Origin of the sequence: Kangiella shandongensis (assembly GCF_020005365.1) — a bacterium.
Classification (GTDB): Bacteria; Pseudomonadota; Gammaproteobacteria; order Enterobacterales; family Kangiellaceae; genus Kangiella; species Kangiella shandongensis.
On the sequence record NZ_JACNML010000007.1, the window covers coordinates 51,979 to 78,587 of the forward strand.

Below are 26,609 nucleotides of genomic sequence, written 5' to 3' on the forward strand. Positions count from 1 at the left end.
TAGAGGACTAGACACATTAAAAAAGGTCAAAAGCGCGACGATAGACAGCGCATAAATGAAAATATTCGAGCGAAAGAAGTTCGTTTAATTGTGGCTGACGGTGAAAACGTTGGCGTGGTTGGAATTAAAGATGCTCTGGCGAAGGCTGCAGAAGCTGAGCTGGATTTGGTGGAAGTTTCGCCAGATGCGAAGCCACCGGTCTGTAAAATTATGGACTTTGGTAAATACCTTTTCGAGCAGAAGAAGGCGAAAGCGGCTGCTAAGAAAAAGCAGAAAGTTACCCAGGTCAAAGAAATCAAGTTTCGCCCAGGGACGGATATAGGGGACTATAAGGTAAAACTACGCAACCTTATACGTTTTCTGGAAGATGGGGACAAGACGAAAATCACTGTCCGCTTCCGTGGTCGTGAGATGGCGCACCAGGAACTCGGAATGGAGTTGTTGAAGCGTGTCGAAAAAGACCTGGAAGAGTACGGTTCAGTTGAGCAACGTCCATCAATGGAAGGTCGTCAGATGACGATGGTGGTTGCCCCCAACAAGAGGAAGTAATTGAGCGTCCGGCTCCGGTCGGACAAAAGTCCGCAAGGCGCTTAATAGACTTCAAAAGGTTGGATAAACCGGCTTTTGCTGGATTATCCGTTTTTTAAACTTATCATGGCTCCAAACGATTGTGTGTAGCATGTTGTTAAGAGCAATGGCCATGACAGTAATCAAATGCGAGTATATTACTATGCCAAAGATGAAAACTGACCGCGGTGCTTCGAAGCGTTTCAAAAAGACTGCTTCGGGTCGTTATAAGCACAAGCAATCACACTTGCGTCACATCTTGACCAAGAAATCCACTAAGCGTAAGCGTCATTTGCGCCACGGCAAGCTAGTTGATGCCGCGGATACAAAGCAAATCGATCGTATGCTTCCTAACGGGTAATTGGTGAGGATTTAAGAGATGGCAAGAGTAAAACGCGGTGTGACAGCTCACGCACGTCACAAGAAAGTTTTAAAGCAGGCTAAAGGTTACTACGGTGCACGTAGTCGTGTTTATCGTGTAGCTAAACAAGCTGTAATTAAAGCGGGTCAATATGCATATCGTGACCGTCGTCAACGTAAGCGTCAATTCCGTTCACTATGGATTGCACGTATCAACGCTGAATCACGTAATCACGGTTTGTCTTATAGCCGTTTTATCAATGGTTTGAAAAAGTCAAACATTGAAATTGATCGTAAGATGCTAGCAGAATTGGCCGTTTTTGATAAAGTAGCTTTTGCTGCTTTTGCAGAGCAAGCTAAATCTGCCCTGGACGCTTAATCCAAGCATCTGTTCTTTTCAGACCTCGGTTTAAAAAGAATAGCATTGGCCATCGGGGCTGGTTCTAAACAACCACGGTGGCACGCGATTAAAGTCTTAAAGGAAGGGCAGAGATGCTCTTCCTTTTTTTATACCCAATCAGCTTGGAAATGCGTGATTTCAGCGGGAGAAAAAAGCACTTTAGACAAGACAGATTCTGGAAGGTTTGGTGGGTGCAAATCTTTCAGAATTTAACACGGTATAAAGTACTTTTAGCCCCGCCTCTGGGAGCTTCGCCAGAACGCTACTGCGGTGTTGCGACTCTTGCCAAGGAACTCGGCCATTGCCGTCGAGTCACGCCTTGCATTAGCGCACTGGCGGAGCTCTGAAACGTGTATTTCCAAGCTGATTGGGTATATGCCACACACTATTTTGCTACAAAATAAAACACTATGAGTAATTATCATGGCCGACTTACAAGAAATTATCCAACAAGCTGAAACAGAAATCAGCGCGGTTGAATCTTTACCGGAACTCGAGCAAGTTAAAGCGCGCTTCGTGGGTAAGAAAGGGCTGATCACTGCACAGATGAAGCAGATGGGAACCCTGCCTCCAGAAGAAAAGCCAAAATTTGGCGCTAAGGTTAACGAAGCGAAGAAAGAAGTCTTCGCCATTATCGAAGCCAAGCAAAACGCGATTAAAACGGCTGAAATTAATGCCAAGCTTGCCAGTGAAACGATTGATGTCACTCTGAGCGGACGTAACTCAGAGGTGGGCGGTGTACACCCAGTAAACCGCACCTTAAGACGTATTGAGTCGTACTTTGGCCAAATGGGCTTTTCCGTGGCAGAAGGCCCAGAGGTCGAAGACGATTTCCATAACTTTACGGCTTTGAATATCCCAGAACATCACCCGGCGCGTGCGATGCACGATACCTTCTACGTCGACGCCGGTCGTCTGCTGAGAACGCATACATCACCAGTGCAGATCCGCGAAATGGAAAACTCCGAACCACCGTACCGCATGATCGCACCGGGCCGTGTTTACCGTTGTGACTCTGATATTACGCACACGCCGATGTTCCACCAGGTTGAAGGCCTCCTGATCGATGAAAGCACGACCTTCGTTGATCTGAAAGGCGTTCTTTATGAGTTTGTCACGCACTTCTTTGAAAAAGACCTGGGCGTACGTTTCCGTCCGTCTTACTTCCCATTCACCGAGCCATCGGCAGAAATGGATATCGAGTGTGTCATGTGTAGCGGAGAAGGCTGCCGAGTCTGTAGTCATACTGGCTGGTTAGAAATCCTTGGCTGCGGCATGGTGCATCCGAAAGTACTGGAATCGGTCAACGTCGACAGTGAAAAGTACACCGGTTTTGCTTTCGGTATCGGGGTAGAGCGTCTAACCATGTTGCGTTACGGCGTTAACGACTTACGCTTGTTCTTCGAGAATGATCTGAACTTCCTGAAGCAGTTTAATTGATATTATTGCTGATTTTTCAGCAGTAATGTCATCCCCGCGTAGGCGGGGATCTCTGTCAAAAAATGCGACTGATATAGATTCCCACTTTCGTGGGAGTGACAGAAGAGAAGAGAACCATAGGATGGGTTAGGATTTATCCGCAACCCATCATACAAATACTAGAAGATGGGTTACGCTTGCAGCTAACCCATCCTATATTGGAAAAAAGCTATGAAATTTAGTGAACAGTGGTTACGTGAGTGGGTAAACCCTGAAATTTCCACTCAAGAATTAGTCGATAAACTCACCATGGCCGGTCTGGAAGTCGACGGCTTTGAATATCTGGGCGATAACTTCTCGGGCGTGGTTGTGGGTGAAATCAGCGAAGCTGAGCAGCATCCTGATGCCGATAAATTACAGGTCTGTACGGTTAACGTCGGCGACGCCAGCGATGAGCCGCTACAGATTATCTGTGGTGCGCCGAACGCACGCAAAGGCCTTAAAGTGGCTGTGGCCATGATTGGTGCTGTACTACCGGGTGACTTCAAGATTAAGAAAGCCAAACTTCGCGGCGTCCATTCGTTCGGTATGCTGTGCTCGGAAACCGAGTTGAAGATTGGCGAAGACAGTGACGGCATTATGGAGCTGCCTTCCGATGCGCCGCTGGGTACCGATCTGAAAGCACTATTGAACCTTGATGATCACGTGATCGAGGTCGATCTGACGCCAAACCGCGGCGACTGCCTCGGTATTCGCGGCATCGCGCGTGAAGTCGGTGTCTTAACGCAGCAGGACGTAACGGAAGTGACGCCTAAGTCCATCACGGGCGAAGTCAGCGACGAGTTGGACATCAAGCTCAGTGCACCGAAAGCCTGCCCACGTTATCTGGGGCGAGTGATTAAAGGCATTAACCCGGAAGCGACAACACCGCAGTGGATGGTACAGCGCATCGAGCGCTCGGGCGTTCGTTCGATCGATCCGGTAGTCGACGTCACTAACTATGTTTTGCTTGAAATGGGCCATCCGATGCATGCTTTCGATTTAGCAAAAATCGATGGTGCGATTGATGTGCGTATGGCGAAGAAAGACGAAAAATTGACGCTACTCGATGGTCAGGAAGTTGAACTGACCGAAGACACCCTGATGATCGCCGATAACTCGAAGCCTTTAGCCATCGCTGGCGTCATGGGCGGTGAGCATTCGGGCGTGACTACGGAAACACAGGATATCTTCCTTGAGAGCGCCTATTTTGACGCTATCGCGGTAGCTGGTAAAGCGCGTCAATATGGCCTGCATACCGATGCTTCGCATCGCTACGAGCGTGGCGTGGACTATAAGCTACAAAGAACCGCCATGGAGCGTGCTACCGAATTACTGCTCGACATCGTTGGCGGTAAGCCGGGCAACATCATCGAAGCAGTAGATAAAGATGAAATGCCTAGCAATGGTCACCTGACGTTACGTCGTGATCGCATTAAGCGCGTCGTTGGTGTCAGCTTCTCAGACGAGCAGGTCGAAGATATCCTGACGCGTCTGGGCCTTGGGCTGAATGCGAACGATGAAGGCTGGGACGTGGCTGTACCGAGCTTCCGTTTCGATATCGACAACGAAGAAAGCCTGATTGAAGAACTGGTTCGTGTCTACGGTTATAACAAACTGCCGATCCGCAAGCCACAGGGCGAAATGGCGATGTTCATGCAGAACGAAAATCGCGTATTCAAGAACCTGTTGCGTGATCTAATGGTAAACCGTGGCTACCAGGAAGCGATTACCTACAGCTTCGTCGAACCGAAGCTACAGGCGGTTCTGGAGCCGGCACAGAAGCCATTGCCATTAATGAACCCAATCTCCAGCGAGATGGGCGTTATGCGTACTAACCTACTGCCGGGTCTGGTCCAGGCGGCACAGTTCAACATCAACCGCCAGCAAAGTCGTATCCGTTTCTTCGAAATGGGGTTGCGCTTCGAGACCTCGGCTGACGAATTACAACAGATCCCAACAATTGCCGGTCTGGTCGCTGGTCGTCGTTATATTGAATCCTGGAGCGGCGACGGACGCAAAGTCGATTTCTACGACGTCAAAGGTGATATCGAAGCTCTGTTAAATGCTACCAAGTTCCGTTTCGACTTCGTACCATCGGATAAAAGCATCCTGCATCCAGGCCAGTCAGCCGACATTTTACGCGACGGTAAAAAGATTGGTTATCTCGGAAAACTCCACCCTGAGATTCAGCAAAAAGTGGATTTAGACCTAGATACATTTGTCTTCGAATTGGATTTAGAGGCGCTATCTGAGCGTAAATTGCCTGAATTTAAGCCATTGATGAAATTCCCATCGATTCGACGCGATTTAGCCGTAATTGTCGATGAAAACGTAAAAGGTGGGGAATTAATTGATTTCATTGTAAAAATTGGCGGGAATTTACTGACAGATGCCTTTATTTTTGATATATACAAGGGTGAGCATCTAGAAAAAGGGAAGAAGAGTATTGCTCTCGGTATGACCTTACGTCATCCAGATAAGACACTAGAAGATGCTGAAATTAATTCAGTGGTCGATAAAGTCGTATCTGGGCTGGCAGAAGAATATCAGGCGGTGCTTAGGAACTAAATGGATAAACGGTGTTCTACACTAGTTTACAGCGGAGATTGATTATGGCATTAACAAAAGCTGATATGGCGGAACGTTTATACGAAGAGCTAGGGCTCAATAAACGTGAGTCCAAAGAAATCGTAGAAGCTTTTTTTGAGCAGATCCGCGATTCCTTGGAGCAAGGATATAATGTCAAGCTCTCAGGCTTCGGTAATTTTGAGTTACGTGACAAGGCACAACGCCCAGGACGAAACCCGAAAACAGGGGAAGAAGTCCCGATCAGCGCGCGACGCGTTGTCACGTTTAAACCTGGGCAGAAACTTAGAGGGAAAGTAGCCGACTATGTTGGAACCGAGCAATAATAATGAATTACCAGCAATTCCAGGTAAGCGCTATTTTACAATTGGAGAAGTGAGTGACTTATGTGCGGTGAAGCCGCACGTATTACGTTATTGGGAACAAGAGTTCGATCAGCTTGATCCTGTGCGCCGTGGTAACCGTCGTTACTACCAGCGCGAAGACGTCCTCATCGTTCGCCAGATCCGTTCTCTATTGTATGAGCATGGCTACACCATTGGTGGTGCGCGCCAATGCCTGGAAGAGGGTGGTGAAAACGGCAATGCGGCCGAATCAGCCCAAATTGATGATATCATTGAAGAACTAGAAAAAATTAAACGATTCCTGACGATTTAATCTTTCTTACCAATACTTCAATTTTTACATTGCATTTCATGAGAAAAACGGTACTATTCGTATCGTTTTTCTGATCATGAGATCTTGTCGGAGCGTGGCGCAGCTTGGTAGCGCACTTGCATGGGGTGCAAGGGGTCGGAGGTTCAAATCCTCTCGCTCCGACCAATTAAAACAGTATTAGAACTAATATCGACTTCAGTTTTGAGCAAAGAATAAACGAATTGATTAAAACTTAGGTAAAAGCCCAAAAAAGTTACGTTTTTTTCAAAAAAGGGCTTCCATCTAACCAGTGGTTACGGTATTATTTCGCGCAATTCGGAGAGGTGGCAGAGCGGCTGAATGCACCGGTCTTGAAAACCGGCAAGGGTTTGTAGCCCTTCGTGGGTTCAAATCCCACCCTCTCCGCCATATTAAAGAAACCGCCTTAATTGGCGGTTTTTTTATGTCTGAATTCCTACCTTCCTTACCTTTATTTTTATATGTTTAATGCAAATTTGCTTTGCCTTGAAAGTTGAACTGGTTCACTGAAAGAGCTAGTATCCATTAGGATAAAAGAAAAACTATACATCTATAAAAATAATAGTGCTTACGTATGGATAATGAAAATCAGTTAATTAATAACTTTATTGTTGATAATGCAGAGCTGGATTCTGTATCAGATAGGCTGGCCCAGTTTAATATCTTTGATGTCTTAGGTATTACACACTATGAAATTCGTCATAGTAATACTTTAGCTTGGCTTTTTGATCCTCAAGGACACCATAATTTCGGGTATAAATTCTTTCAGCGCTTTTTATCAAGAGTAATTCACGAATCTGAATATGAAGCACCAATATCTGCCTCAGACGTTGAGTTGTCGACGTACGCCGATTTACAGGTATATAGAGAGTGGAAAAATATAGATGTTTTGCTGGTTAGCGAGCAAAATAGTTTAGTCGTAATAATCGAAAATAAAATCAAAGCCAAAGAAAGCGAACATCAACTTGAAAAATATATCAATACAGTAGAAGAAGGCTGGGGCGATTATAACGTCGTACCCATCTTCCTAACCGTTGAGGGCGAACCACCGTCCCACAAAGGCATCAAACTCGGCTATTTACCTGTAAGTCTAAGTTTAATTTTAGAGCTCTTAGAAAAACTGCAATTAAGATTTCAAGAAAGCCAGACACAAGAAGCCATAGGTTTTATTGATAACTACCTGCAAATATTAAAAAGGTTAACTATGCAAGACGAAGAACTAGAAAAGCTCTGTAAGAGTATTTACAGAAAGCATCGAGACGCAATAGATCTGATTGTTTCTTACGGTGCCTCGTCAAGGTTAAATGAAGCGTGTGTCGAAGCTCTTGAAGAGTTAGGAGTGTCCGAAGACAGAGGAGCGGTAATTCAAGAGTGCGGCAATATGCTTTTCTTCCTGCCAAAAGAAATAGTTGAGGTAACCCCTGAAGTAGAACTATCGAGATGGAAGCGCCTAAATTATAAATTCCCATATTATTGTTGGTTTAGAAATACGAGCAAGGGAGAGAAGCTTAGTCTATGTTTCGAGATTGGCCCAGTAGCCGATCCCAAGCTTAGAGCACAGATAGTCAAAGTATTCGATAAAGAAGGGTTTAAATTAACTAAAGCTGCCTTTAAAGAAGGAGCGGTATACTCAAGGGCTTACTCTGAAAGGGCAAATATCCTTGATGCGTTAGAGTCCGAAAATGAATTTGATGAATTAAAGAAAATAGCCAAGAGACTGTATAAAAAGCTAGAGAAAATACTGCAACCAAAAACCACAGAGCTTAAAGCGCTATTTAACACTATTGAGAAAAGCAATGACCAATAAAGAAGAACAAGAGTTTTTAAAAGATTTAGATGATAAACTATGGAAGTCAGCTGATCGACTTCGCAACAACTTAGATGCAGCAAACTATAAGCATGTTGTACTGGGCCTTATCTTCCTAAAATATGTATCAGACGCATTTGAAGAGCGCCAGCAAGAACTGCGCACTCTGTTTACCGAAGACAGCAGTGACGACAACATCTACTACATGCCGCGTGACGATTATGACAGCGACGAAGAATACAATGAAGCCATCAATAACGAGCTAGAGTTACACGAATACTACCAAGAAAAAAATGTCTTTTGGGTACCCAAGCAAGCGCGTTGGGAGTTTTTAAAAAGCTCTGCTGCGCTTCCAATCGGCACTGAAATTGAACTAGGCTCTCTACTCAATGGCCAGGGGGGGGATAAATTCAAACTCACCTCTATCTCAAAGCTGATAGACAACGCCCTAGAATCCATCGAAACCTACAAGATTGATGATAAGCTCGCCAACCCGAAGCTAAAAGGCGTTCTACCTCGTATCAGTCGTTATGAAGTAGACAACCACAACTTAACTGAGCTTATCAATAAGTTCTCAGATACCAGTTTCCGCAATCCAGAATATAAAGGGCAAAAGCTAGACCTTCATAGCAAAGATATTCTTGGTCATGTGTATGAGTACTTCCTTGGGCAATTCGCATTAGCAGAAGGCAAGCAAGGCGGCCAATACTACACCCCAAAAAGCATTGTTACGCTCATTGTTGAAATGCTGGAACCCTATCAAGGCCGTGTGTATGACCCCGCCATGGGAGCCGGTGGATTTTTTGTCAGCAACGATAAATTTATCGAAGCCCATGCCTTGGATAAGCACTATAACGCTGCCGAACAACGAAAGCATATTTCTGTATATGGCCAGGAGAGTAACCCAACAACCTGGAAGCTAGCTGCGATGAACATGGCCATTCGTGGCATTGACTTTAATTTTGGTAAAAAGAATGCGGATACCTTCTTAGATGATCAGCATCCAGACCTGCGTGCTGACTATGTGATGGCCAACCCTCCATTCAATATCAAAGACTGGTGGCATGCCAAGCTTGAAGGTGATGTTCGCTGGAAATACGGTACACCACCTGCTGGCAACGCCAACTACGGCTGGATCCAGCATATGCTGCATCACCTTAACGATAACGGCTCGATGGGCTTATTGTTGGCAAATGGCTCCATGAGTTCGAATACCAACAATGAGGGTGAAATCAGAAAATCTCTAATTCTAGGTAATACAGAAAATAACGTCCCCGGTGATCTTATTGAATGTATGGTGGCGTTACCCGGACAGCTATTTACCAACACTCAAATTCCAGCCTGTATTTGGTTCTTAACTAAAAACAAAAAAGGCGGCAATGGCAAACGCGACCGTCGCGGCGAAACCTTATTTATCGACGCTAGAAATCTAGGCTTCTTAAAAGATCGTGTCTTGAGAGATTTTACAGACGAAGACATTGCCAAAATTGCTGACACATTCCACGCCTGGCAAAAAGGTGAGAATTACGAAGATATTAAAGGCTTCTGTTATTCCGCATCTTTGGATGACCTTAAAAAACACGACTTTGTATTAACACCTGGTCGATATGTGGGAGCGGCGGATATCGACATAGACGATGAGCCATTCCCAGAAAAAATGCAGCGTTTGACAGTACAGCTTAAGTCCCAGTTTGAAGAATCCGATCGATTAGAAAAAGCTATTAAGGACAATTTAGCGGGGATTGGTTATGAGCTCTAACAAAACCATATCAGACATTGTCGATTTTAACCCTAAACGACCGATTAAGAAGGGAGAGACCAAGCCTTTCATAGAAATGGCGGCCTTACCAGTCGACAACCGAGATGTAAGCGAACTCGGAGAAAGAGAGTTTAAAGGAGGGGGATCAAAATTTAAAAATGGCGATACGCTATTCGCACGAATAACACCTTGTCTCGAGAATGGAAAGACAGCAAAAGTAAACTGTTTAAATCAGGATGAGCATGGGCATGGATCCACAGAATTTATTGTCATGTCCGCCAAAGAACCGGAATACGACGAGGACTATGTCTATTACCTTGCAAGGCATCCCGAATTCAGGGCCTATGCACAATCACGCATGGAAGGAACATCTGGTCGGCAACGCGTGGCTTGGCAGTCACTTGCGGAGTTTGAGTTCGATTACCCAGATAAGGATATAAGAAAGGAAGCAGGTAAATTTTTAAAAGAAATTGATGACAAGGTAGCTTTAAACGCCAAAACCAACCAAACCTTAGAGCAAATTGCCCAAGCATTGTTCAAAAGCTGGTTTGTCGATTTTGATCCGGTCAAAGCAAAAATTTCTGTTTTAGAGGCTAGCGGAACGGCTAAAGAAGCAGAGCTAGCAGCCATGAGCATGATTGCAGCCAAAAGCTCCGAACAATTAGCTGAGTTAAAGCAATCAAAACCTGATGCATACGATCAACTAGCCCGAACCGCTGCGCTCTTTCCATCAGCCATGCAGGAGTCGGAGCTTGGAAAGATTCCTGAGGGTTGGACAATTTCTGATTTGGCCTCGTGTACTACAGAGTTACGCCGAGGAATATCGCCTAAATATACCGAAGAAGGCGGCGTTCTAGTACTTAATCAGAAATGTATTAGAAACCATACAATCAATTTTTCATTAGCCAGAAGAAATGATCCGACAAAAAGAAAAATTGACGGAAGGCAAATTGAAATTGGCGATGTACTTGTTAACTCAACCGGGGTCGGAACATTAGGCAGACTTTCTCCCGTAAGGTTTTTAAATGAAACAACAGTAGTAGTAGACAGTCATGTAACGGTAGTTAGAGCCAATACGGCAAAGATTAGTAAATCTTTCCTCACTGGGCTAATGCTAACAAACGAAGCCTACATTGAAGCAAGTGGCGCAGGTAGTACAGGCCAGACGGAACTTCGAAAGCAGGTCTTAGAAGACATAAAGTTCACAAAGCCATCAAATGACATAGATAAATATTTTGATGTGATTGCCAGCAATTTAAATAGTCATATTGCTGAGCTTGAAAAGCAAAGTATTAGCCTTTCCGCAACAAGGGAAACGCTGCTCCCAGAATTGCTGTCAGGTAATAAAGGCGGAATTTAGATATGGAATATCTAATCCCTCAATTTCATGACTACCTAAATGAAGAAGGTGATGTAGACGTCGCAGGATACCTCTTTCGTCGAGATAATATTCTAAAAGAGCTTGAGCAAGAAGGTTACACAGAATCCTTTAACGAGTGGCTACAACAACGCCAACTGGATAATTTAACCAGAGCCAATGAAATATTGGCGCTACATGACAATAGAACCCGCTTTCAGAGACTTAAAGAAATATTTGCTCGCGGTGCCATTATTCCTTTCGTTGGCGCAGGTATGTCCATGCCCAGTGAATACCCTGGCTGGACAAAATTTCTGTATCAAGTTCTTGACGAGACAACTGTCAATAAAGATGCTTTTGACTCAACAATCGCAGATGGCCAATACGAAGAAGCGGCGCAAATGCTCAGCGACGCTTTACCTGCAGGCTGCTTTCTTGAGCATGTAGAAAATGCATTTGGTGCTAATCAAGAAATTTGGGGCGTGGTGCAACGTTTGCCACTGATATTTAAACAAGCAGTGGTGACAACCAATTTTGATAATGTGCTCACCCGGTGCTACGAGAACGCTAACTTCAATTTTGAAGAAGAGTTACTCGGCCCTGGGGCTGAAGAACTTCCAAGAGCCTTAGGAGAAAACAAGCGGGTATTGGTCAAGCTGCATGGCAAAGCAAGCTCCTCTCGCAACCGCATACTTACCAAAAACGAGTACGACAACCACTACCAAGATGATCAGGCATTAGAAGCTGTAATAGAGGCAATAAGCAATCGAACTCTGTTATTTTTGGGTTGTAGCCTGACCATTGATCGGACCATTCAATGTTTAAGCCGTATTGTCGATCGCAAAGGGCATGAAAATGTTCCGCGTCACTATGCATTTTTAAAGCTCAATGAAGGTGAAGACAGGCTTGCGAGAAGAGATCAATTAGCGGCGGCCAATATCTATCCTATTTGGTATACCGAAGATCATGACGAATCAATTGAAGCCTTACTGGAAAAGCTAACAGAGGGATTAAATCAATGAACGAAGAACAATTAGAAAACCTCTGCTTAGACTGGTTTCGAGAAGGCGGCTGGGATGTACTGCATGGGCCCGATATAGCTCCCGATAGCGCAACACCGATGCGCTCGGATTATGCGCAAGTTGTGCTGGATGGACATTTGCTTGATGCATTTAAGCGAATAAACAAACATATACCTGCAGACCAAATTGACAGCTGCTATGAGCAGTTGAAAGCTATCGCCCTTAAGCCCGAAAGCCTGGATTTGATCACTAATAACAGAGCCTTTCATCGGTTGTTGCTTGAAGGTGTACCCGTTGAATTCAAACAAGACGATGGTGAGCCAGCCTCAGATCACGCGTTTTTAATCGACTTTGAAAATCTCGCAAACAACCAGTTTGCGGTCGTCAACCAATACACGATATCGGGCACGAAGCAGCCGCGCCGACCGGATGTCATCTGCTTCATCAACGGCTTGCCCATTGCCGTTCTGGAATTGAAAAGCCCAAGCGATGAAAACGCTGATATTTGGGATGCGTTCAATCAATTACAGACCTATAAAGATGAGGTCTCCGACCTTTTCATTTTCAACGAGGCACTGGTCGTCAGTGATGGCTACACAGCCAGAATTGGCTCGTTAACAGCCAACCAAGAACGCTTTATGCCATGGCGCACCATTAAGCATGAAGATGATAAGCCTTTACTTGAATGGCAGCTAGAAACCATGGTGCGCGGTTTCTTTGATCGAGAGCTGCTGCTTGATTACATTCGCTTTTTCGTATTATTCGAAACGGATGGCGAAGCAATTATCAAAAAAATTGCGGGCTATCATCAATTCCACGCAGTAAGAGAAGCGGTAAAGGCAACCGTTGTCGCTGCCCAAAACATTCAAGGCGTTGGCCTCTCTATTCAAGAACAGCGGGCGAGCTATGGTGACGAAGTTGTCCCCGGTAGCAAAAAAGCAGGTGTTGTCTGGCATACCCAGGGCAGCGGTAAAAGTATTTCGATGTGCTGCTATGCAGGCAAGTTACTTCAGCAGCAAGCAATGAACAATCCGACCCTCATTGTGGTGACCGACAGGAATGACTTAGACGGGCAGCTGTACGCCACTTTCTGCAATGCGGTAGAACTGCTAAAGCAAACCCCGGTACAAGCGGGTGACCGTGACGCGCTAAGGCAATTATTAGCGGAGCGAGAGTCAGGCGGCATTATATTCACTACCGTTCAGAAGTTTGCACTGCTAGACGATGAAAACCACCACCCCATTCTTAATGACCGACATAATATTGTGGTGATTTCGGATGAGGCGCACCGAAGCCAATATGGCTTGAAGGCCCAGTTAAACAAAGATACTGGTCAGTATAAATTTGGTTACGCCAAACACATGCGCGATGCCTTACCTTATGCCTCGTTTATCGGCTTTACCGGTACCCCCATATCCCAGGAGGATAAAGATACCCGCGCGGTCTTTGGTGGCTATGTATCTATTTACGACATTCAAGATGCTGTCGACGATGGCGCGACGGTACCCATTTACTATGAGTCTAGACTTGCCAAGCTTGACTTGAACCACGATGAAATTGCCGCTTTGTCTGATCAAGTCGATGAGGTTGTGGAAGATGAAGAAGATATCACCTCCCGTGAAAAAACCAAGGGCGAATGGAGTCGGCTTGAAAAACTTGTGGGTGCAACCCCTCGTTTAAGCCAAGTAGCCGCCGACCTAATTGAGCATTTTGAGTCGCGCAACGCATCCATGGATGGTAAAGCCATGATTGTAGCGATGAGCCGAGATATTTGTGCGCATCTATACAACGAAATTGTTGCACTACGGCCTGAGTGGCATTCAGACGATCCAGAAAAAGGCGCCATCAAAATTGTGATGACAGGTAGCGCTTCTGATAAGCCGTTATTACAGCCTCACATATACAACAAGAAAACGAAAAAACGTTTAGAGAAACGCTTTAAAGATGTGAACGACCCGCTAAAACTCGTTATCGTGCGAGACATGTGGCTTACCGGTTTTGATGCACCTTGCTGCCATACCATGTATGTGGACAAGCCTATGAAGGGCCATAACCTCATGCAGGCAATTGCCCGAGTTAATCGGGTTTTTAAGAACAAGCCTGGAGGCTTGGTGGTTGATTACATCGGCATTGCCAATGAACTTAAACAGGCCTTGAAAACTTATACAGACTCCAAAGGTAAAGGCGAACCCACACTTAATGCTGAAGAAGCCTTTGCGATTCTTCTTGAAAAACTCGATGCCATTCGAGGCATGTTTGCCAAGACACCCAAAGCAGATGGTCTAGACATATCAGGTTTTGAATCAGAGGCACATAAGATACTGGTGCCCGCTGCCAACTATGTACTCGGATTGGAAGATGGTAAAAAACGCTTTCTTGATCTTGTCTTAGCCATAAGCAAGGCATACTCGCTTTGTAGCACATTGGATGAAGCGAAGGATCTGCGCAAAGAAATTGCTTTCTACTCGGCAATTAAAGCGGCCATCAGCAAGTTCACAAGTGTGGATAAAAAACGAACTCAAGAAGAGAAAAACTCAGCATTAAAGCAAATTTTAGATAATGCAGTCATCGCAGAAGGTGTTGCGGATGTATTTGCCTTGTGTGGTTTGGAAAAGCCCAATATCGGTTTGCTGTCGGATGAATTTCTTGAAGATGTTCGGCAGATGCCAGAGAAAAACTTGGCGGTTGAATTATTAGAGAAGCTGCTCAAAGACGACATCAAAGCCAAAACAAGAAACAACGTCGTTCAAGAAAAGAAATATGCAGACAGACTGCAGGAGACGCTTCGGAAATATAACAACCGCGCTATTGAAACGGCACAGGTCATCGAAGAGCTCATTCAGATGGCCAAAGAGTTTCAAGAGGAAATGGAGCGTGAAGCCAACCTTGGGCTAAATCCAGATGAAATCGCCTTCTACGATGCGCTAGCAAATAACGAAAGCGCAGTGCGAGAATTGGGTGATGAAATACTCAAGAAAATTGCTGTCGAGATAACCGAAAAACTTAGACGATCGACGACTGTGGACTGGCAAGTTAGAGACAGCGTCAGAGCCAAATTAAAGATACTCGTTCGCCGCACACTGCAACGCTACAAGTATCCGCCTGACAAAGCTCCAGAAGCGGTAGAGCTTGTATTAAAGCAAGCTGAAAGCCTCTCAAATTCTTGGACTAAGTAATGAAAGTTGAAGTAGGAGAGTCCTTAATTAGATCTTGGCTTAGACACGTTGAGGGTTGTGAATTTGCTGAATTAAATTGGAAGCCTTCATCAACTTGGAGCAAAGAGCCGAATGACACGATTCAGTCTTTATTTGATTCATCAAAAAACTTGTGGCCTGGTTCAATAAGTACTAATAATCTTAGTCAATTTTTGAAGCAATCTGAAATCGATGTTTTGGGGTATAAGCAATCTTTGGAGGATGAGCCTATTTTGCATCTTGTTGATATTGCTTTCCACTCTAACGGCCTTAATTATGGGGATGCCCAAACGTCTGCACAAAAAATATATAAGAAGTTGGTTCGCTCAGCGTTATTAGCGATGACCTATTACTCCAAGGCGGATACCAATATTTACTTCATTACTCCTTTTATAAGGCCTGGAGTCCTCACAGCAGTGTCAGAGGCCGTCAATAAGGCTAGACAAGTTTTTGAGCAAGAGACTGGTATTACGATAGAGCTAATAACAGGAGATGATTTTTTTTCTAGGGTTTTAAAGGAAGTTTTAGACTTAAGAAGTGAAGTTGCTGATACTTCAGAAATTTTCATGCGTAGTTGGCAACTAATAGCTCCTTTCGTGGACGACTATATTAATCCTTCAACAGAGGAAGAAATCAATATCGATGAGATAGATGTAGTTGATAGCGAGGTCAACTCTGAGCAAGTGCTAATATCTGCACTATATTTATCTCGTTTTGACCATCATCGTCTTAATATTGGTAATCAGGGTGAAACTTTTGACTACTTAGCAGGATTACTTAATATAAATAGAAATACTCTTAAAAATTATAGAGACAGATTTGATAGTCATGTTGATAATCATCGAGTTGGCTGGAAAGTTGAGCTTACTCCGAAACAAAAAATGGTTTTGGGGAAATATGGTGAATACCCTGAAGAAGATCTGAGAAATCTTTTGCCGAGCTATCAACTAACCTCATAGTAAACATATTAGCTCCCACTGCGACAATATGTCGCATTCTTTTAATATTCACTTCTTTCTAAAATAGCGACCACAAAAATTGATTGGATTGTGGTTATGGTTAGTCGTATTGCATGTGCTGTTTTTATCGCGTTATCGGGGAATGTTGTTTGGGCTGAGGAGCCTGAGGACTCGGCTGATGTTATCGTCGTTCGTGCGGAGCGTGTCGGGGAGGATTTGCATCTGGCGGAGGCGGATCCGGTTAGCGCGGATGTGGCGAGCTGGTTGAAGTCGGTGCCTGGGGCGAATGTGAATCGTAATGGCCCGGTGACGGGGATTGCGCAGTATCGCGGGATGTTTGGTGATCGTATCAGTAAGAGTATCGGCGGGCGCACCATTATTGGCGCTGGGCCGAATGCGATGGATGCGCCGTTGAGCTATGCGGTGCCTGTGAGTATCGAGGCGATGACGGTGTATCGTGGGATAGCGCCGGTAACGGCGGGGATTGATACCATTGGCGGTGCGGTGGATGTGCAGCGTCAGCAGGCGGCTGTGTCGGACTCGTTTATGGTTGATGGTAGTTTGATCAGTCATTATGCGTCGAACAATGATGCTGAGCATTATGCTGGCGATATTAACTTTGGCTTAAAGGATTTCGGGGCTTATCTCTACGGCAGTCAGCAGAGCGCTAAGAACTATGAGGATGCGCAGGGCAATGAAGTGGTTACTTCGGCTTATGAGCGCGAGCTGTTTGGCGCGGATATGGCCTATGATTTTGGTGCTCATCGTGTTGGACTATCGTGGAATCAGGTCAACACCAAACACAGTGGCACGCTTGCGTTACCGATGGATATTAACTTTATCGACAGTGACGACTGGAGTCTGTATGGCTCGCATCAGCTTGATGGCGCTGAGCTGGAATGGCGTTTTGGCGTGATGGAGAATGAGCATGGCATGGATAACTTTAGTCAGCGCTTAAATCCTATGCCAGAGATGCATCGCTATACCTTCGCTGGGGGCAGCAGCAGGGATTATCACCTGGTCTATCGGGTCGGCGACTGGAGTCTGGGAGTGGATGGCGTATTGGCTGAGCATGATGCGGATATTACCAATCCTAATAATCCGATGTTTGTGGTGAGCAATTTCAATCAGGTTCAGGATGATCGCCATAGTGCCTTTGTGCAGTGGAGCCAGTCTTTTAATGCTATTGAGCATACGATTGGCGCACGCGTGAAATACAATCAGGCCGATGCGGGCGAAGTCTACAGTTCGATGGCGATGATGATGCCCGCGGTGCAGGGCTTACAGAACGATTTTAATCGGGCGGACAAGTCGGTCAATGAACTGACTTATGACGTGACCTATCATGGCACTTATGCGCTCAGCGATTCTTTTAGCTGGAACTACAGCGCAGCGGTTAAGCAGAAAGCCGCCAGTTATCAGCAGCGGTATCTGTGGGTTCCGATGCAGGCTACAGGTGGACTCGCCGATGGCAAAACCTATGTCGGCGATATCAATCTTGATCCGGAAACGGCGTATCAGCTGGAAGCGGGTTTTAATTATCAGCAGGGCGGCTTCTCGGCCTCGCCACGAGTTTTTTATTATGACATCGCCGATTATATCGAAGCCAACCCAAGCGCCGATCCGCGCGTCGTTATGGCAGCGCAGATGATGGGCGATCTCGCACCGCTACAGTTCAGTAACGTGGATGCGACTTTATGGGGGCTTGATGCCAACTGGCAGTATCAGTTCGCGTCGGACTGGTACCTGGCGGGGAATATTAGTTATGTTCGCGGTGAGCGCGATGATATCGATGATAACCTCTATCGGATTGCACCGCTGAATACGCGCTTTACCTGGGGTTATGATAACGGAGTCTGGTCGAGTCGTTTTGATGCCATGATTTATGCCAGTCAAAACCGGGCTTCAAACATAAACGAAGAGCAGCGCACGCCGGGTTATATGATTTGGAACTGGTACGCGGATTATTGCTTTAATTCTGGTGTATTGATCAAGGCGGGCATCGAAAACATTTTCGATAAAGAATACCGCGAGCACCTGGGCGGGGTGAATCGCGCCAGAGGTTCGGATATTGCCGTTGGTGAACGATTACCGGGTTTAGGTCAGAACCTTTACGTTGGAGTAGAGTATCGATTCTAAGTTTTTGATGGAAGAACGGTAAAAGCCCCGGGTATGATCCCAGGGCTTTCCATTGATAAATCGGTTTACTCGGTATTGCTGTGGCTAGCCTTGTGATTTTTATTGTGAGAGTATGAAGCAGGTAAGAGGAGCAGATGACTAAACCATAAGTGCTGTGAATGGTTCTGGTTGAGGGATTAATTGAATGATTGAAGCCGTTGATCTAACGAAACGTTTTGGACAGAACCTTGCCGTGGATTCGGTATCGCTATCGATCCCCAAAGGGCAGATTTTCGGTCTGCTGGGACCGAATGCAGCTGGCAAAACAACGCTTATTCGTATGCTCTGCGGAATTCTTAAAGCCGACGGCGGGCATCTGTCCATTGACGATAAAACCGGGCTTCTTGCGAAAAGTCATTACGGCTATGTGGCTCAGTATTTTGGTCAGTACGAAGAGCTGACGGTGTGGGAAAACCTCAAGTTCTACGCTCAGATGTACAATGTAACTGACACGGCTCATCTTGAGCAGTTATTATCTCGCTATCAATTAGATACCTTTAAACATCGGCCGGCCGGCAAGCTGTCTGGCGGATACCAGCGGCGGTTAGCTTTAGTCTGTGCTGTGGCGCATGATCCAGAAGTGTTATTCCTCGACGAACCAACGGCGGGTATCGACCCGGTAACGCGCAAGATTTTGTGGGATGAGTTTTACCGTTTAAGCGGCGAAGGGAAAACTTTATTCGTGACGACGCATTACATGGAAGAGGCACAGCGCTGTCATCAGTTGGCCTTTATTTCTTCGGGAAAAATTGTTGCACGCGGCACGCCTTCATCCATTATATCTGCGCTTGGTGACGTCGATGTTTATGCAACGCACCTGTCGTACCAACCTGAATTACGAGAGGAACTGAGTCAGCTGGAGGGGATGGTTTTGCTGAATCAGTTTGGCGATGAACTACGGCTTGTGGTGCGTGCATCCTTAAGCCAGCAGGAGTTGGCGAGCAGGATAAGCAATATCACTGGGCAAGCTTCCGACTTGGATAAAACGACGGCGAATCTGGAAGATGTTTTTATTGCTTTAACTCAGTCGAGGGCAGACTGATGCTGATGGCGATTATAAAAAAAGAATTATTGCAGTTGTGGCGTGATCCGCGATTGCTTGCCTTGATGATTGTCATGCCTTTGGTGCTGCTGATTCTGTTTGGCGTTGCCTTGAAACTGGAGCCGGATAATGTCCGTATGGCTTATTATGATCAGGATCGCTCCATCTTTGCTCTTAATATCAGGACACATTTGTGGTCGGAAGGTTATTTTGATTTGTATGAGGTGGATTCAAAGCAGCAGATTACCGAGGAGATCAGGTCGGGGCGGGCTAAGGCCGGGTTATGGATTCCTGAAACTTTTACTGCCGAGTTAATCGAGAACGAACAGCCACACGTTACGATTTTTGTCGATGGCACCATGCCATCATTAACTACGGCAATGAAGTATAACTCCGATAGTACCACGGACTCTGAAGTGACTCATGATATGTATTTTCAGGAGCCAGATGAAACACCGGTCGTGATTGCGGAGGATCCGTTTATTCTGGACGTGGAAGTACTGTTTAACCCCGGCGAGAAAGAAACCTGGTTTTTCCTGCCCGGTGTCATTGGGGTTTTGATTATGCAGGTCGCACTAATTCTGACCGGTATTTCAGTAGTACGTGAGCGTGAAAAACGAACGCTGGAACAGCTACTGGTAACGCCAGTAAGTAAGATCTCTTTTGTTATGGGTAAAGTCTTGCCCTATGTGGTGATCGCTTTGTTAGATTTTTATTTTATTCTAGCGGCTGGTTGGTTATTGTTTGATTTGCCGCAACCGTCGTCACACTTTTTGTTGTTTCTGCTCGCTCTTGTTTTTGTGGCGGTAATGATTGCTCTCGGATTATTGATATCTCTGCTAGCGAAAACGCAACAGCAGGCCATGTTTATCGCTATTTTTATTATCGTTCCTTCAATACTGTTGTCCGGCTTTATTTTTCCTCTGGAGGCGATCCCCGGTAGCGTCAGGCCGTTGAGTTATTGTATTCCTTTTACCTATTTTGTTGAGGTGATTCGAGGCCTGCTGATTAAGCATACCTTGTGGCAGGATCTTATGATCGACTATCTGGCACTGATGGGATTTGCTGTATTATTTGTCGGGCTGAGTATTATTAAGTTTAAGCGTACGCTTTAAGGGCGTGAGGGGAGTGATAAAAGGGAGCTAGTATTAACTCCCTTTGAAGCAGATTATTTTACCCGTTTCACTCGGAAGCCTTTATTGAGACCATCGATGCGTAGCATGTAGCTGCCGAACAGACCTTTTTCGACCTTGATTTTTGGATTCTTTACTTTGTAGTAGGCGCTGCGTGAATCAGTAATTTCCCAAACCTGACCATTTTCCAGTTCAACTTCCAGACCTTTATCCCAGGATTTGTACAGGCCAAGAGCGCGAGATTTAATGACATCCAGTTCGCCGTTGTCTTGATCAGCTTTATCCAGGTGTTCAGCACCAAATCGTTCTTCTGCTGTAAGTTCTGGTTCAGCGGGCTCTGGTTTTACCGGGGCCGCTGGCGGTTGTGGCACTTCTGGTTTTGCGGCTTTTGCTGGCTTAGCTTCTTCGGTTGATTTTTGCGCTTTCAAAAATGCATCGTAGCATTTTAAACGTTTCGTATCGTCAGTAATCGCAGCGCAATCTTCGGCCGTTGAAGCCGCGTTAATGCTATAGCTGAAGCCTAACAGTGCGCCAAGTACCATAATGCGTTTAATAATCATACAATCTTCCAAACTTATGCTGAACTTGCTTGCTATCTTAACCTAATTTCATAATAATTGAACCGCTAATTGATGTTCCAGAAGGGGGTAGTGTGATAAAGGTTTTGCTAGTTGATGATCACGACTTGGTACGTACTGGTTTAAGTCGACTTTTATCTGATGCTGACGGCATTGAGGTCATTGGAGAAGCGAAATCTGGCGAAGAAGCACTAACTCACCAAAAAGAACACCAGCCTCATGTCGTCCTTATGGATGCCAATATGCCGGGTATCGGCGGCCTCGAGGCCACGCGTCGCATGTTGCGCTTCGATCCTGATTTAAAAGTCATTGCGCTAACGGTTCATGGTGACGAGCCTTATCCCAGCCAGTTTATCAGCGCCGGCGCTATGGGGTACTTAACCAAAGGCACCGATATCGAGGAAATGGTTAAAGCAATCCACTCGGTCAATTGCGGTAAGTTATATCTCGCTGCCGAAGTGGCGCAGCAGATGGCGCTAAGCCAGTTCTCGCAGCACGATGATAATCCTTTTTCCAAGCTTTCTGAGCGCGAAATGCAGATTATGTTGATGATTACGCGCGGTGAGAAAGTGCAGAATATTTCTGATGCCTTGCACCTCAGTCCGAAGACGGTCAATAGTTATCGTTATCGCTTGTTCGAAAAGCTGGGGGTCGAAAATGATGTTGGGCTTACTCACCTAGCTTTGCGCTATAATGTGATTGAGTCGCAATAAATGAATGAGCATGTCGGCTAACGATTCTGACAGCGGTACTATCAAGCCCCAGATCAAAAAAATTCTCGCTCACCTCAGCAAAAAGCCGGGCGTCTATCAGATGCTGGATAAAGACGGTGAGACGCTTTATGTCGGTAAGGCAAAGAACCTCAGTAATCGTGTTAAAAGCTATTTTACTAAGCATTCTCCTGGAAAGATGTCTCAGTCGCCGAAAACGGAGTTGCTGGTTACCTATATTGAGGATATCCATACCACCGTTACCGACACCGAAACGGAAGCCTTATTACTCGAAAATAACCTGATCAAAAAGTACAAACCGCGCTTTAACGTTATTTTCCGTGACGACAAGTCCTATCCCTATGTTTTTTTATCGGCTGGCGATTATCCACGTCTGGCGTATCATCGCGGCGCGAAAAAGGAGAAGGGCGATTACTTCGGGCCTTTCCCCAGCACCTCGGCGGTGCGTCAGAGTCTGTCCTTGATGCAGAAGGTGTTTCAGATCCGTCAGTGCGAAGACAGCTACTTTGCTAATCGCTCGCGACCCTGCTTGCAGTACCAGATTAAGCGCTGTACCGCGCCTTGCGTTAATTACATCTCGAAAGAGGATTACGCCAAGGATGTGGAAAATGTGCGCCTGTTCTATCGGGGTAAAAGCGAGCAGGTGATCAGTCGCCTACAGAAGAAGATGGATAAGGCCAGCGAGAACTTGGAGTTTGAACTGGCTGCGCGCTACCGTGATCAGATCAAGCAGATGCGCCACGTCATGCAGCAGCAGGTCATTAGTGGCACCTCGTCCGATCTCGACGTAGTGGGTGTGGATTATGCTTCCGGCACCTGTTGTATTTTATTGGTATTTATCCGCAATGGTTTGATTGTGGGTAATAAAACCTATTATCCGAAAGTGCCAAAGCACAGTGATCTGGATGAAATCATCACGTCGTTTCTGACGTTTTACTATCTGTCCGGGGCCGAGGTGCCGAAGCAGGTCTTTATGCACAAGCTTCCCGAGGATGCGGAAGCTATCAGTGAAGCCCTGTCTCAGCACAAAGGCTCGAAAGTCGAGCTGAAGGTAGCCAGTCGCGGCCAACCCAAAGAATGGCAGGCTTTTGCCGATAAGAATGCACAACATTCGTTGCGCTCAAAGCTTAACAGTAAATCCAATTTTACTGAGCGCCTGATGGAGCTACAGAAAGCCCTGCAGCTGGAATCGCTGCCGAAGCATGTGGAGTGCTTCGATATCAGCCATACGCAGGGCAATCAGACCGTTGGCTCTTGTGTGGTGTTTGATGATAACGGTCCGAAAAAGTCGGATTACCGTATTTTTAACATCTCAGGCATCGAGCCGGGTGATGATTACGCGGCCATGGAACAGGTGCTGACGCGTCGCTATAAGCGATTGAAAACAGAAGAAAAGCCACTACCGGATCTGGTTATCGTCGATGGCGGTAAAGGACAGCTGGCCAAAGCGGAGGACGTCTTCGAGGCGCTGGAAATCGGCAATGTGCCTTTGATCGGGGTCTCGAAAGGCTCGGATCGGAAAGTGGGCATGGAGCAGATCTGGTTCCCGGGACAGCACCGTCCGTTATTACTGGACGAAGATTCCAAGGCGTTGCACTTTATTCAGCACATTCGTGACGAGTCGCACCGCTTTGCCATCACCAAGCATCGCCATCAGCGTAAAAAATCCGGTACCAAGTCGTTACTCGAGGAAATCCCAGGGGTTGGTGCGAAGCGTCGCCAATCGCTATTACGCCATTTTGGCGGCTGGCAGGAAATCGAAAAAGCCAGCGCAAAGGATATCGCCAAGGCGCCGGGGATCAGCCTGTCATTGGCCCAAAAAATCTATGATTATTTACATAGTTAGCAGTATTTTTTAAGATTCATAGGGTACAATGAGCTCCATAACAATGCGTCTAACTAGCCTTAACAGAGACCTGTATGTGGAATCTACCCAATATATTGACCATTTTTAGGATTATTTTACTGCCCTTATTTGTCATCTTCTTCTTTATTGATGGAGTGACGGCTCGATGGGTGACGTTGGCAATCTTTTGTACCGCTGCTGCCACTGACTGGCTGGACGGTTTTCTGGCCCGTAAAATGGATAATGAGTCGCCGTTTGGCGCCTTTCTCGATCCGGTAGCCGATAAGCTGATGGTCGCTATCACCTTGATATTATTAATCGGTCGTGAAGGGTCGGCGTGGTTGGCGATACCGGGAATGATTATTATTGGTCGTGAGATTACCGTCTCGGCATTAAGAGAATGGATGGCGGAATTGGGTAGCCGCGCGGTAGTCGGCGTTTCCGCTATCGGTAAGATTAAAACCATGTGCCAGTTGTTGGCCATATTCTTATTGCTACTGGCATCGCCAGCGATTTTTGGTCTATCGAAGACCTTTGGTTATGTCTTTATGTGGGTCGCTGCGCTACTGACTTTGTGGTCGATGGCCGTCTATTTAAAAGCGGCATGGCCATACTTGACATCGCAAAAGAAAGAAGGATAATAACCACTTCTTACGGGACGCACCGTGATTTTGGCTGAAAAATCAGCACTTTGTTCAAGCCTTAATCAATCGTAAGAAAAGTGCAAAAAAAGTGATTTTTCTTGTTGACAGAAAATAAATTCACAGTAAAATGCACGCCATCAAAACGACGCGGGAATAGCTCAGCTGGTAGAGCACAACCTTGCCAAGGTTGGGGTCGCGAGTTCGAATCTCGTTTCCCGCTCCAAATTCTAGAAAACCTCGGTGCTGATTTAAGTCCGAGGTTTTTTTTCAGAGACGGTTGTTTTGGCTGAGTGGTAGAGTGGCTATACAGCGGATTGCAAATCCGTGGACGTCGGTTCGACTCCGGCCTCAGCCTCCATTAATTTCTCTGAAAACAGTCATCTGCCCAGGTGGCGAAATTGGTAGACGCAAGGGACTTAAAATCCCTCGGTGGCAACACCGTGCCGGTTCGATTCCGGCCCTGGGCACCATCATATATATTCCTCTTTTTAGTAATCCGTTAGCTACCTAAACTCCTTACGTATCATCCTTATTTCGCGGGTTTGCTGTTTGTGCCGTCAATAGGTTATGATTTTGGCGCAACAATAACTTATAGAGCCTTTCATAATATTTCCGACACAGTCTTATAGCGGCTCTATATTAATCAATTATAAAAATCCCTTCGCTGAAGGAGTTATATTCGTGAATAACAAACTATTAAGCGTTTGCTTAAAGGTGATTGCGCTACTGATGGCTTTTGTCTCGTCAGATGCCTTTGCGCATGGTGTTGACGACAGCACTCGAAATTTTCTGGAAAACAATACAGGTGTTCAGTTTATACCGTTTCTTTATATCGGCGCTAAGCATATGGTGACAGGTTATGATCACTTATTGTTTTTGGTTGGTGTGATATTTTTCCTCTATAAAAGCAAAGATGTTTTACTGTACGTGACCATGTTTACTATCGGTCATAGCGTGACGCTACTTTATGGGGTACTTAACGATATCAATGTTAACCCTTACATTATTGATGCCATTATAGGGTTATCCGTTGCCTACAAGGGCTTTGATAACTTAGGCGGCTTTAAGAAAGTGTTTGGGAAGCAGCCCAACACAAAGCTCGCAGTATTGATATTTGGTCTGTTTCATGGCTTTGGGCTGGCTACCAAGTTACAGGAATTTAAGATTCCTGATGACGGATTGTTGAGTAACATTATTGCCTTTAATCTTGGTGTGGAGCTGGGGCAGTTCGCTGCATTGGGAATCATTTTATTGCTCATTAACGCTTGGCGTAAGCTTCCTTCCTACGAAAGATTTGCTGTTGGCACAAACACTGCATTAATGAGTGCAGGATTTATGTTGGTCGGCTTTCAAATGGCTGGATACTTTTTAAATTAATACGATAGAGAATTGATTATGCAACCTACAGTAAGTAACAAGAGTTTAATTAAAGCGACGCTAGTAGCGCTAGTCATTGCAGCTATTGCGTTAGTCATCATTATATTACCTGCAGAATACAATGTTGATCCTACCGGGGCAGGTAACGCACTTGGTTTAACTGTTCTGTCGGAAGAGGTGACTGCAGAAGCTTCAACACAAGAATCGGCAGCGGAAGATAAGAGTACCGGTAAGGGTATGGCCGATGATGTTATTGAAGTCACGGTACCGGCGGGCAGAGGAATCGAGTACAAGTTTGAAATGGACCAGTTCGCTAAAATGGAATACGAATGGATTACAGACGGGCAGCCATTGTATTTTGACTTACATGGCGAGCCGAAAGGCGATACCACTGGCTATTTTGAGAGCTATACCATCGCTACTGCGGGAGAAATGAAAGGCAGCTTTACCGCACCTTTTGCAGGTTCTCATGGCTGGTATTGGAAAAACAGTTCTGAGCAGGACGTATCGGTTCAGCTGATGGTGAAAGGACAGTATAAAATTTTAGGTTTAAAACAATAGTTAGGAGTACGTATGAAGCATATTGTATCTATCGGGTTTTTCGTGATGTTGATTGGCTTTAGTCAACTGGCAACGGCACATGGCGATCATGGGGTGATTAGCGGTCATCAGGCGGTGGCGATTGCTAGTAAGACTATCAAGCAGATGACATTCAAAGATTTTGGTTTTGAACCGGGAAAGCTGACAAAAGAGTGGAAGAGTGTTAATGAGGGCAATATCAATGTTCTGAATATTATTGAAGGGCACTACATTGTCGAAGCCAGTAACCCAGAAAATGATAGTAAACTTTACTTTCAGATTTCACCTAATGGAGAAGTGATAGACGTTAGTCATAAAGAAAGCTTTTAAGTCATCAGAGCCTCGGCGAGCGCT

The 26,609-nt window shown here is 45.6% G+C and carries 23 protein-coding genes and 5 tRNA genes; 27 read left to right on the forward strand and 1 reads right to left on the reverse strand.

Features of this window, described 5'->3' with window-relative positions:
- The first annotated feature begins 15 nt into the window (after nucleotides 1-15).
- The 18 genes from infC (at nucleotide 16) to H7708_RS09150 (ending at nucleotide 20,482) form a co-directional block, all read left to right on the forward strand.
- Nucleotides 16-549 (forward strand): translation initiation factor IF-3, encoded by a 534-nt coding sequence (gene infC, locus H7708_RS09065; RefSeq protein WP_223670522.1) that lies wholly within the window; start codon nucleotides 16-18, stop codon nucleotides 547-549.
- Between the two features lie 181 nt (nucleotides 550-730).
- Entirely contained in the window at nucleotides 731-928 is a 198-nt protein-coding gene (gene rpmI / locus H7708_RS09070) for a 50S ribosomal protein L35 (RefSeq protein ID WP_046560874.1), read from the forward strand.
- A gap of 18 nt (nucleotides 929-946) precedes the next feature.
- Nucleotides 947-1,306, forward strand: coding sequence for a 50S ribosomal protein L20 (gene rplT, locus H7708_RS09075; protein ID WP_068990028.1), 360 nt, complete (start codon nucleotides 947-949; stop codon nucleotides 1,304-1,306).
- 444 nt (nucleotides 1,307-1,750) lie between these two features.
- On the forward strand, nucleotides 1,751-2,767 hold the full coding sequence (pheS, locus tag H7708_RS09080; RefSeq protein ID WP_223670362.1) for a phenylalanine--tRNA ligase subunit alpha: 1,017 nt from the start codon (nucleotides 1,751-1,753) through the stop codon (nucleotides 2,765-2,767).
- A 210-nt stretch (nucleotides 2,768-2,977) separates the two neighbouring features.
- Nucleotides 2,978-5,356: a phenylalanine--tRNA ligase subunit beta gene (pheT, locus tag H7708_RS09085; protein WP_223670363.1), complete on the forward strand. Its 2,379-nt coding sequence runs from the start codon at nucleotides 2,978-2,980 to the stop codon at nucleotides 5,354-5,356.
- A 44-nt stretch (nucleotides 5,357-5,400) separates the two neighbouring features.
- Nucleotides 5,401-5,700 (forward strand): integration host factor subunit alpha, encoded by a 300-nt coding sequence (locus tag H7708_RS09090; protein WP_046560878.1) that lies wholly within the window; start codon nucleotides 5,401-5,403, stop codon nucleotides 5,698-5,700.
- Nucleotides 5,681-6,031 (forward strand): MerR family transcriptional regulator, encoded by a 351-nt coding sequence (locus H7708_RS09095; protein WP_068990037.1) that lies wholly within the window; start codon nucleotides 5,681-5,683, stop codon nucleotides 6,029-6,031. The genes H7708_RS09090 and H7708_RS09095 overlap by 20 nt, the downstream gene beginning before the upstream one ends.
- A gap of 88 nt (nucleotides 6,032-6,119) precedes the next feature.
- Nucleotides 6,120-6,196, forward strand: a tRNA-Pro gene (locus tag H7708_RS09100).
- 152 nt (nucleotides 6,197-6,348) lie between these two features.
- A tRNA-Ser gene (locus H7708_RS09105) sits at nucleotides 6,349-6,439 on the forward strand.
- 184 nt (nucleotides 6,440-6,623) lie between these two features.
- The gene (locus tag H7708_RS09110; RefSeq protein ID WP_223670365.1) at nucleotides 6,624-7,856 is read left to right on the forward strand and encodes a PDDEXK-like family protein; all 1,233 of its coding nucleotides are present in this window, start codon (nucleotides 6,624-6,626) and stop codon (nucleotides 7,854-7,856) included.
- Complete coding sequence (locus H7708_RS09115; RefSeq protein ID WP_223670366.1) at nucleotides 7,846-9,615, forward strand: type I restriction-modification system subunit M; 1,770 nt, start codon at nucleotides 7,846-7,848, stop codon at nucleotides 9,613-9,615. The genes H7708_RS09110 and H7708_RS09115 overlap by 11 nt, the downstream gene beginning before the upstream one ends.
- Entirely contained in the window at nucleotides 9,605-10,975 is a 1,371-nt protein-coding gene (locus H7708_RS09120) for a restriction endonuclease subunit S (RefSeq protein WP_223670367.1), read from the forward strand. The genes H7708_RS09115 and H7708_RS09120 overlap by 11 nt, the downstream gene beginning before the upstream one ends.
- A gap of 2 nt (nucleotides 10,976-10,977) precedes the next feature.
- Nucleotides 10,978-11,994 (forward strand): SIR2 family protein, encoded by a 1,017-nt coding sequence (locus H7708_RS09125; RefSeq protein WP_223670369.1) that lies wholly within the window; start codon nucleotides 10,978-10,980, stop codon nucleotides 11,992-11,994.
- Nucleotides 11,991-15,170 carry a type I restriction endonuclease subunit R gene (locus H7708_RS09130; protein WP_223670370.1) on the forward strand — a complete coding sequence of 1,060 codons (3,180 nt, stop codon included), beginning with the start codon at nucleotides 11,991-11,993 and terminating at the stop codon, nucleotides 15,168-15,170. Before H7708_RS09125 ends, H7708_RS09130 begins: the two co-directional genes overlap by 4 nt.
- Nucleotides 15,170-16,147 carry a hypothetical protein gene (locus H7708_RS09135; protein WP_223670371.1) on the forward strand — a complete coding sequence of 326 codons (978 nt, stop codon included), beginning with the start codon at nucleotides 15,170-15,172 and terminating at the stop codon, nucleotides 16,145-16,147. Before H7708_RS09130 ends, H7708_RS09135 begins: the two co-directional genes overlap by 1 nt.
- Before the next feature lie 96 nt (nucleotides 16,148-16,243).
- Complete coding sequence (locus H7708_RS09140) at nucleotides 16,244-18,286, forward strand: TonB-dependent receptor plug domain-containing protein (RefSeq protein ID WP_223670376.1); 2,043 nt, start codon at nucleotides 16,244-16,246, stop codon at nucleotides 18,284-18,286.
- Between the two features lie 184 nt (nucleotides 18,287-18,470).
- Nucleotides 18,471-19,367, forward strand: coding sequence for an ABC transporter ATP-binding protein (locus H7708_RS09145; protein WP_223670382.1), 897 nt, complete (start codon nucleotides 18,471-18,473; stop codon nucleotides 19,365-19,367).
- A gap of 5 nt (nucleotides 19,368-19,372) precedes the next feature.
- The gene (locus tag H7708_RS09150) at nucleotides 19,373-20,482 is read left to right on the forward strand and encodes an ABC transporter permease (protein WP_223670384.1); all 1,110 of its coding nucleotides are present in this window, start codon (nucleotides 19,373-19,375) and stop codon (nucleotides 20,480-20,482) included.
- A gap of 53 nt (nucleotides 20,483-20,535) precedes the next feature.
- Here the strand turns inward: H7708_RS09150 and H7708_RS09155 are convergent, their stop codons facing one another.
- On the reverse strand, nucleotides 20,536-21,060 hold the full coding sequence (locus tag H7708_RS09155; protein WP_223670385.1) for a hypothetical protein: 525 nt from the start codon (nucleotides 21,058-21,060) through the stop codon (nucleotides 20,536-20,538).
- 92 nt (nucleotides 21,061-21,152) lie between these two features.
- Between H7708_RS09155 and uvrY the strand changes: the two genes are divergently transcribed.
- The 9 genes from uvrY to H7708_RS09200 all read left to right on the forward strand — a co-directional run bounded on the left by uvrY (nucleotide 21,153) and on the right by H7708_RS09200 (nucleotide 26,585).
- The gene (gene uvrY / locus H7708_RS09160; RefSeq protein WP_223670386.1) at nucleotides 21,153-21,791 is read left to right on the forward strand and encodes a UvrY/SirA/GacA family response regulator transcription factor; all 639 of its coding nucleotides are present in this window, start codon (nucleotides 21,153-21,155) and stop codon (nucleotides 21,789-21,791) included.
- A 10-nt stretch (nucleotides 21,792-21,801) separates the two neighbouring features.
- Entirely contained in the window at nucleotides 21,802-23,655 is a 1,854-nt protein-coding gene (uvrC, locus tag H7708_RS09165) for an excinuclease ABC subunit UvrC (protein ID WP_223670388.1), read from the forward strand.
- 74 nt (nucleotides 23,656-23,729) lie between these two features.
- Entirely contained in the window at nucleotides 23,730-24,296 is a 567-nt protein-coding gene (gene pgsA / locus H7708_RS09170; RefSeq protein WP_223670390.1) for a CDP-diacylglycerol--glycerol-3-phosphate 3-phosphatidyltransferase, read from the forward strand.
- A 150-nt stretch (nucleotides 24,297-24,446) separates the two neighbouring features.
- Nucleotides 24,447-24,522: transfer RNA gene (locus tag H7708_RS09175), tRNA-Gly, on the forward strand.
- A gap of 61 nt (nucleotides 24,523-24,583) precedes the next feature.
- Nucleotides 24,584-24,657: transfer RNA gene (locus H7708_RS09180), tRNA-Cys, on the forward strand.
- Nucleotides 24,658-24,682: 25 nt separating this feature from the next.
- Nucleotides 24,683-24,769, forward strand: a tRNA-Leu gene (locus H7708_RS09185).
- 211 nt (nucleotides 24,770-24,980) lie between these two features.
- On the forward strand, nucleotides 24,981-25,676 hold the full coding sequence (locus tag H7708_RS09190) for a HupE/UreJ family protein (RefSeq protein ID WP_223670392.1): 696 nt from the start codon (nucleotides 24,981-24,983) through the stop codon (nucleotides 25,674-25,676).
- Nucleotides 25,677-25,694: 18 nt separating this feature from the next.
- A complete protein-coding gene (locus H7708_RS09195) occupies nucleotides 25,695-26,237 on the forward strand; it encodes a hypothetical protein (RefSeq protein ID WP_223670394.1) in 543 nt (180 codons plus the stop codon).
- 12 nt (nucleotides 26,238-26,249) lie between these two features.
- The gene (locus H7708_RS09200) at nucleotides 26,250-26,585 is read left to right on the forward strand and encodes a DUF6488 family protein (protein ID WP_223670396.1); all 336 of its coding nucleotides are present in this window, start codon (nucleotides 26,250-26,252) and stop codon (nucleotides 26,583-26,585) included.
- Nucleotides 26,586-26,609: the final 24 nt, after the last annotated feature.

Coding starts and splice junctions, on each gene's coding strand:
- H7708_RS09200 (WP_223670396.1), top strand. CDS start 26,250: ATGAAGCATATTGTATCTATCGGGTTTTTCGTGATGTTGATTGGCTTT.
- H7708_RS09095 (WP_068990037.1), top strand. CDS start 5,681: ATGTTGGAACCGAGCAATAATAATGAATTACCAGCAATTCCAGGTAAG.
- pgsA (WP_223670390.1), top strand. CDS start 23,730: ATGTGGAATCTACCCAATATATTGACCATTTTTAGGATTATTTTACTG.
- pheS (WP_223670362.1), top strand. CDS start 1,751: ATGGCCGACTTACAAGAAATTATCCAACAAGCTGAAACAGAAATCAGC.
- H7708_RS09090 (WP_046560878.1), top strand. CDS start 5,401: ATGGCATTAACAAAAGCTGATATGGCGGAACGTTTATACGAAGAGCTA.
- H7708_RS09140 (WP_223670376.1), top strand. CDS start 16,244: ATGGTTAGTCGTATTGCATGTGCTGTTTTTATCGCGTTATCGGGGAAT.
- rpmI (WP_046560874.1), top strand. CDS start 731: ATGCCAAAGATGAAAACTGACCGCGGTGCTTCGAAGCGTTTCAAAAAG.
- H7708_RS09120 (WP_223670367.1), top strand. CDS start 9,605: ATGAGCTCTAACAAAACCATATCAGACATTGTCGATTTTAACCCTAAA.
- H7708_RS09195 (WP_223670394.1), top strand. CDS start 25,695: ATGCAACCTACAGTAAGTAACAAGAGTTTAATTAAAGCGACGCTAGTA.
- H7708_RS09135 (WP_223670371.1), top strand. CDS start 15,170: ATGAAAGTTGAAGTAGGAGAGTCCTTAATTAGATCTTGGCTTAGACAC.
- H7708_RS09125 (WP_223670369.1), top strand. CDS start 10,978: ATGGAATATCTAATCCCTCAATTTCATGACTACCTAAATGAAGAAGGT.
- H7708_RS09150 (WP_223670384.1), top strand. CDS start 19,373: ATGGCGATTATAAAAAAAGAATTATTGCAGTTGTGGCGTGATCCGCGA.
- H7708_RS09115 (WP_223670366.1), top strand. CDS start 7,846: ATGACCAATAAAGAAGAACAAGAGTTTTTAAAAGATTTAGATGATAAA.
- H7708_RS09110 (WP_223670365.1), top strand. CDS start 6,624: ATGGATAATGAAAATCAGTTAATTAATAACTTTATTGTTGATAATGCA.
- pheT (WP_223670363.1), top strand. CDS start 2,978: ATGAAATTTAGTGAACAGTGGTTACGTGAGTGGGTAAACCCTGAAATT.
- uvrC (WP_223670388.1), top strand. CDS start 21,802: ATGTCGGCTAACGATTCTGACAGCGGTACTATCAAGCCCCAGATCAAA.
- H7708_RS09130 (WP_223670370.1), top strand. CDS start 11,991: ATGAACGAAGAACAATTAGAAAACCTCTGCTTAGACTGGTTTCGAGAA.
- rplT (WP_068990028.1), top strand. CDS start 947: ATGGCAAGAGTAAAACGCGGTGTGACAGCTCACGCACGTCACAAGAAA.
- H7708_RS09145 (WP_223670382.1), top strand. CDS start 18,471: ATGATTGAAGCCGTTGATCTAACGAAACGTTTTGGACAGAACCTTGCC.
- H7708_RS09155 (WP_223670385.1), bottom strand. CDS start 21,060: ATGATTATTAAACGCATTATGGTACTTGGCGCACTGTTAGGCTTCAGC.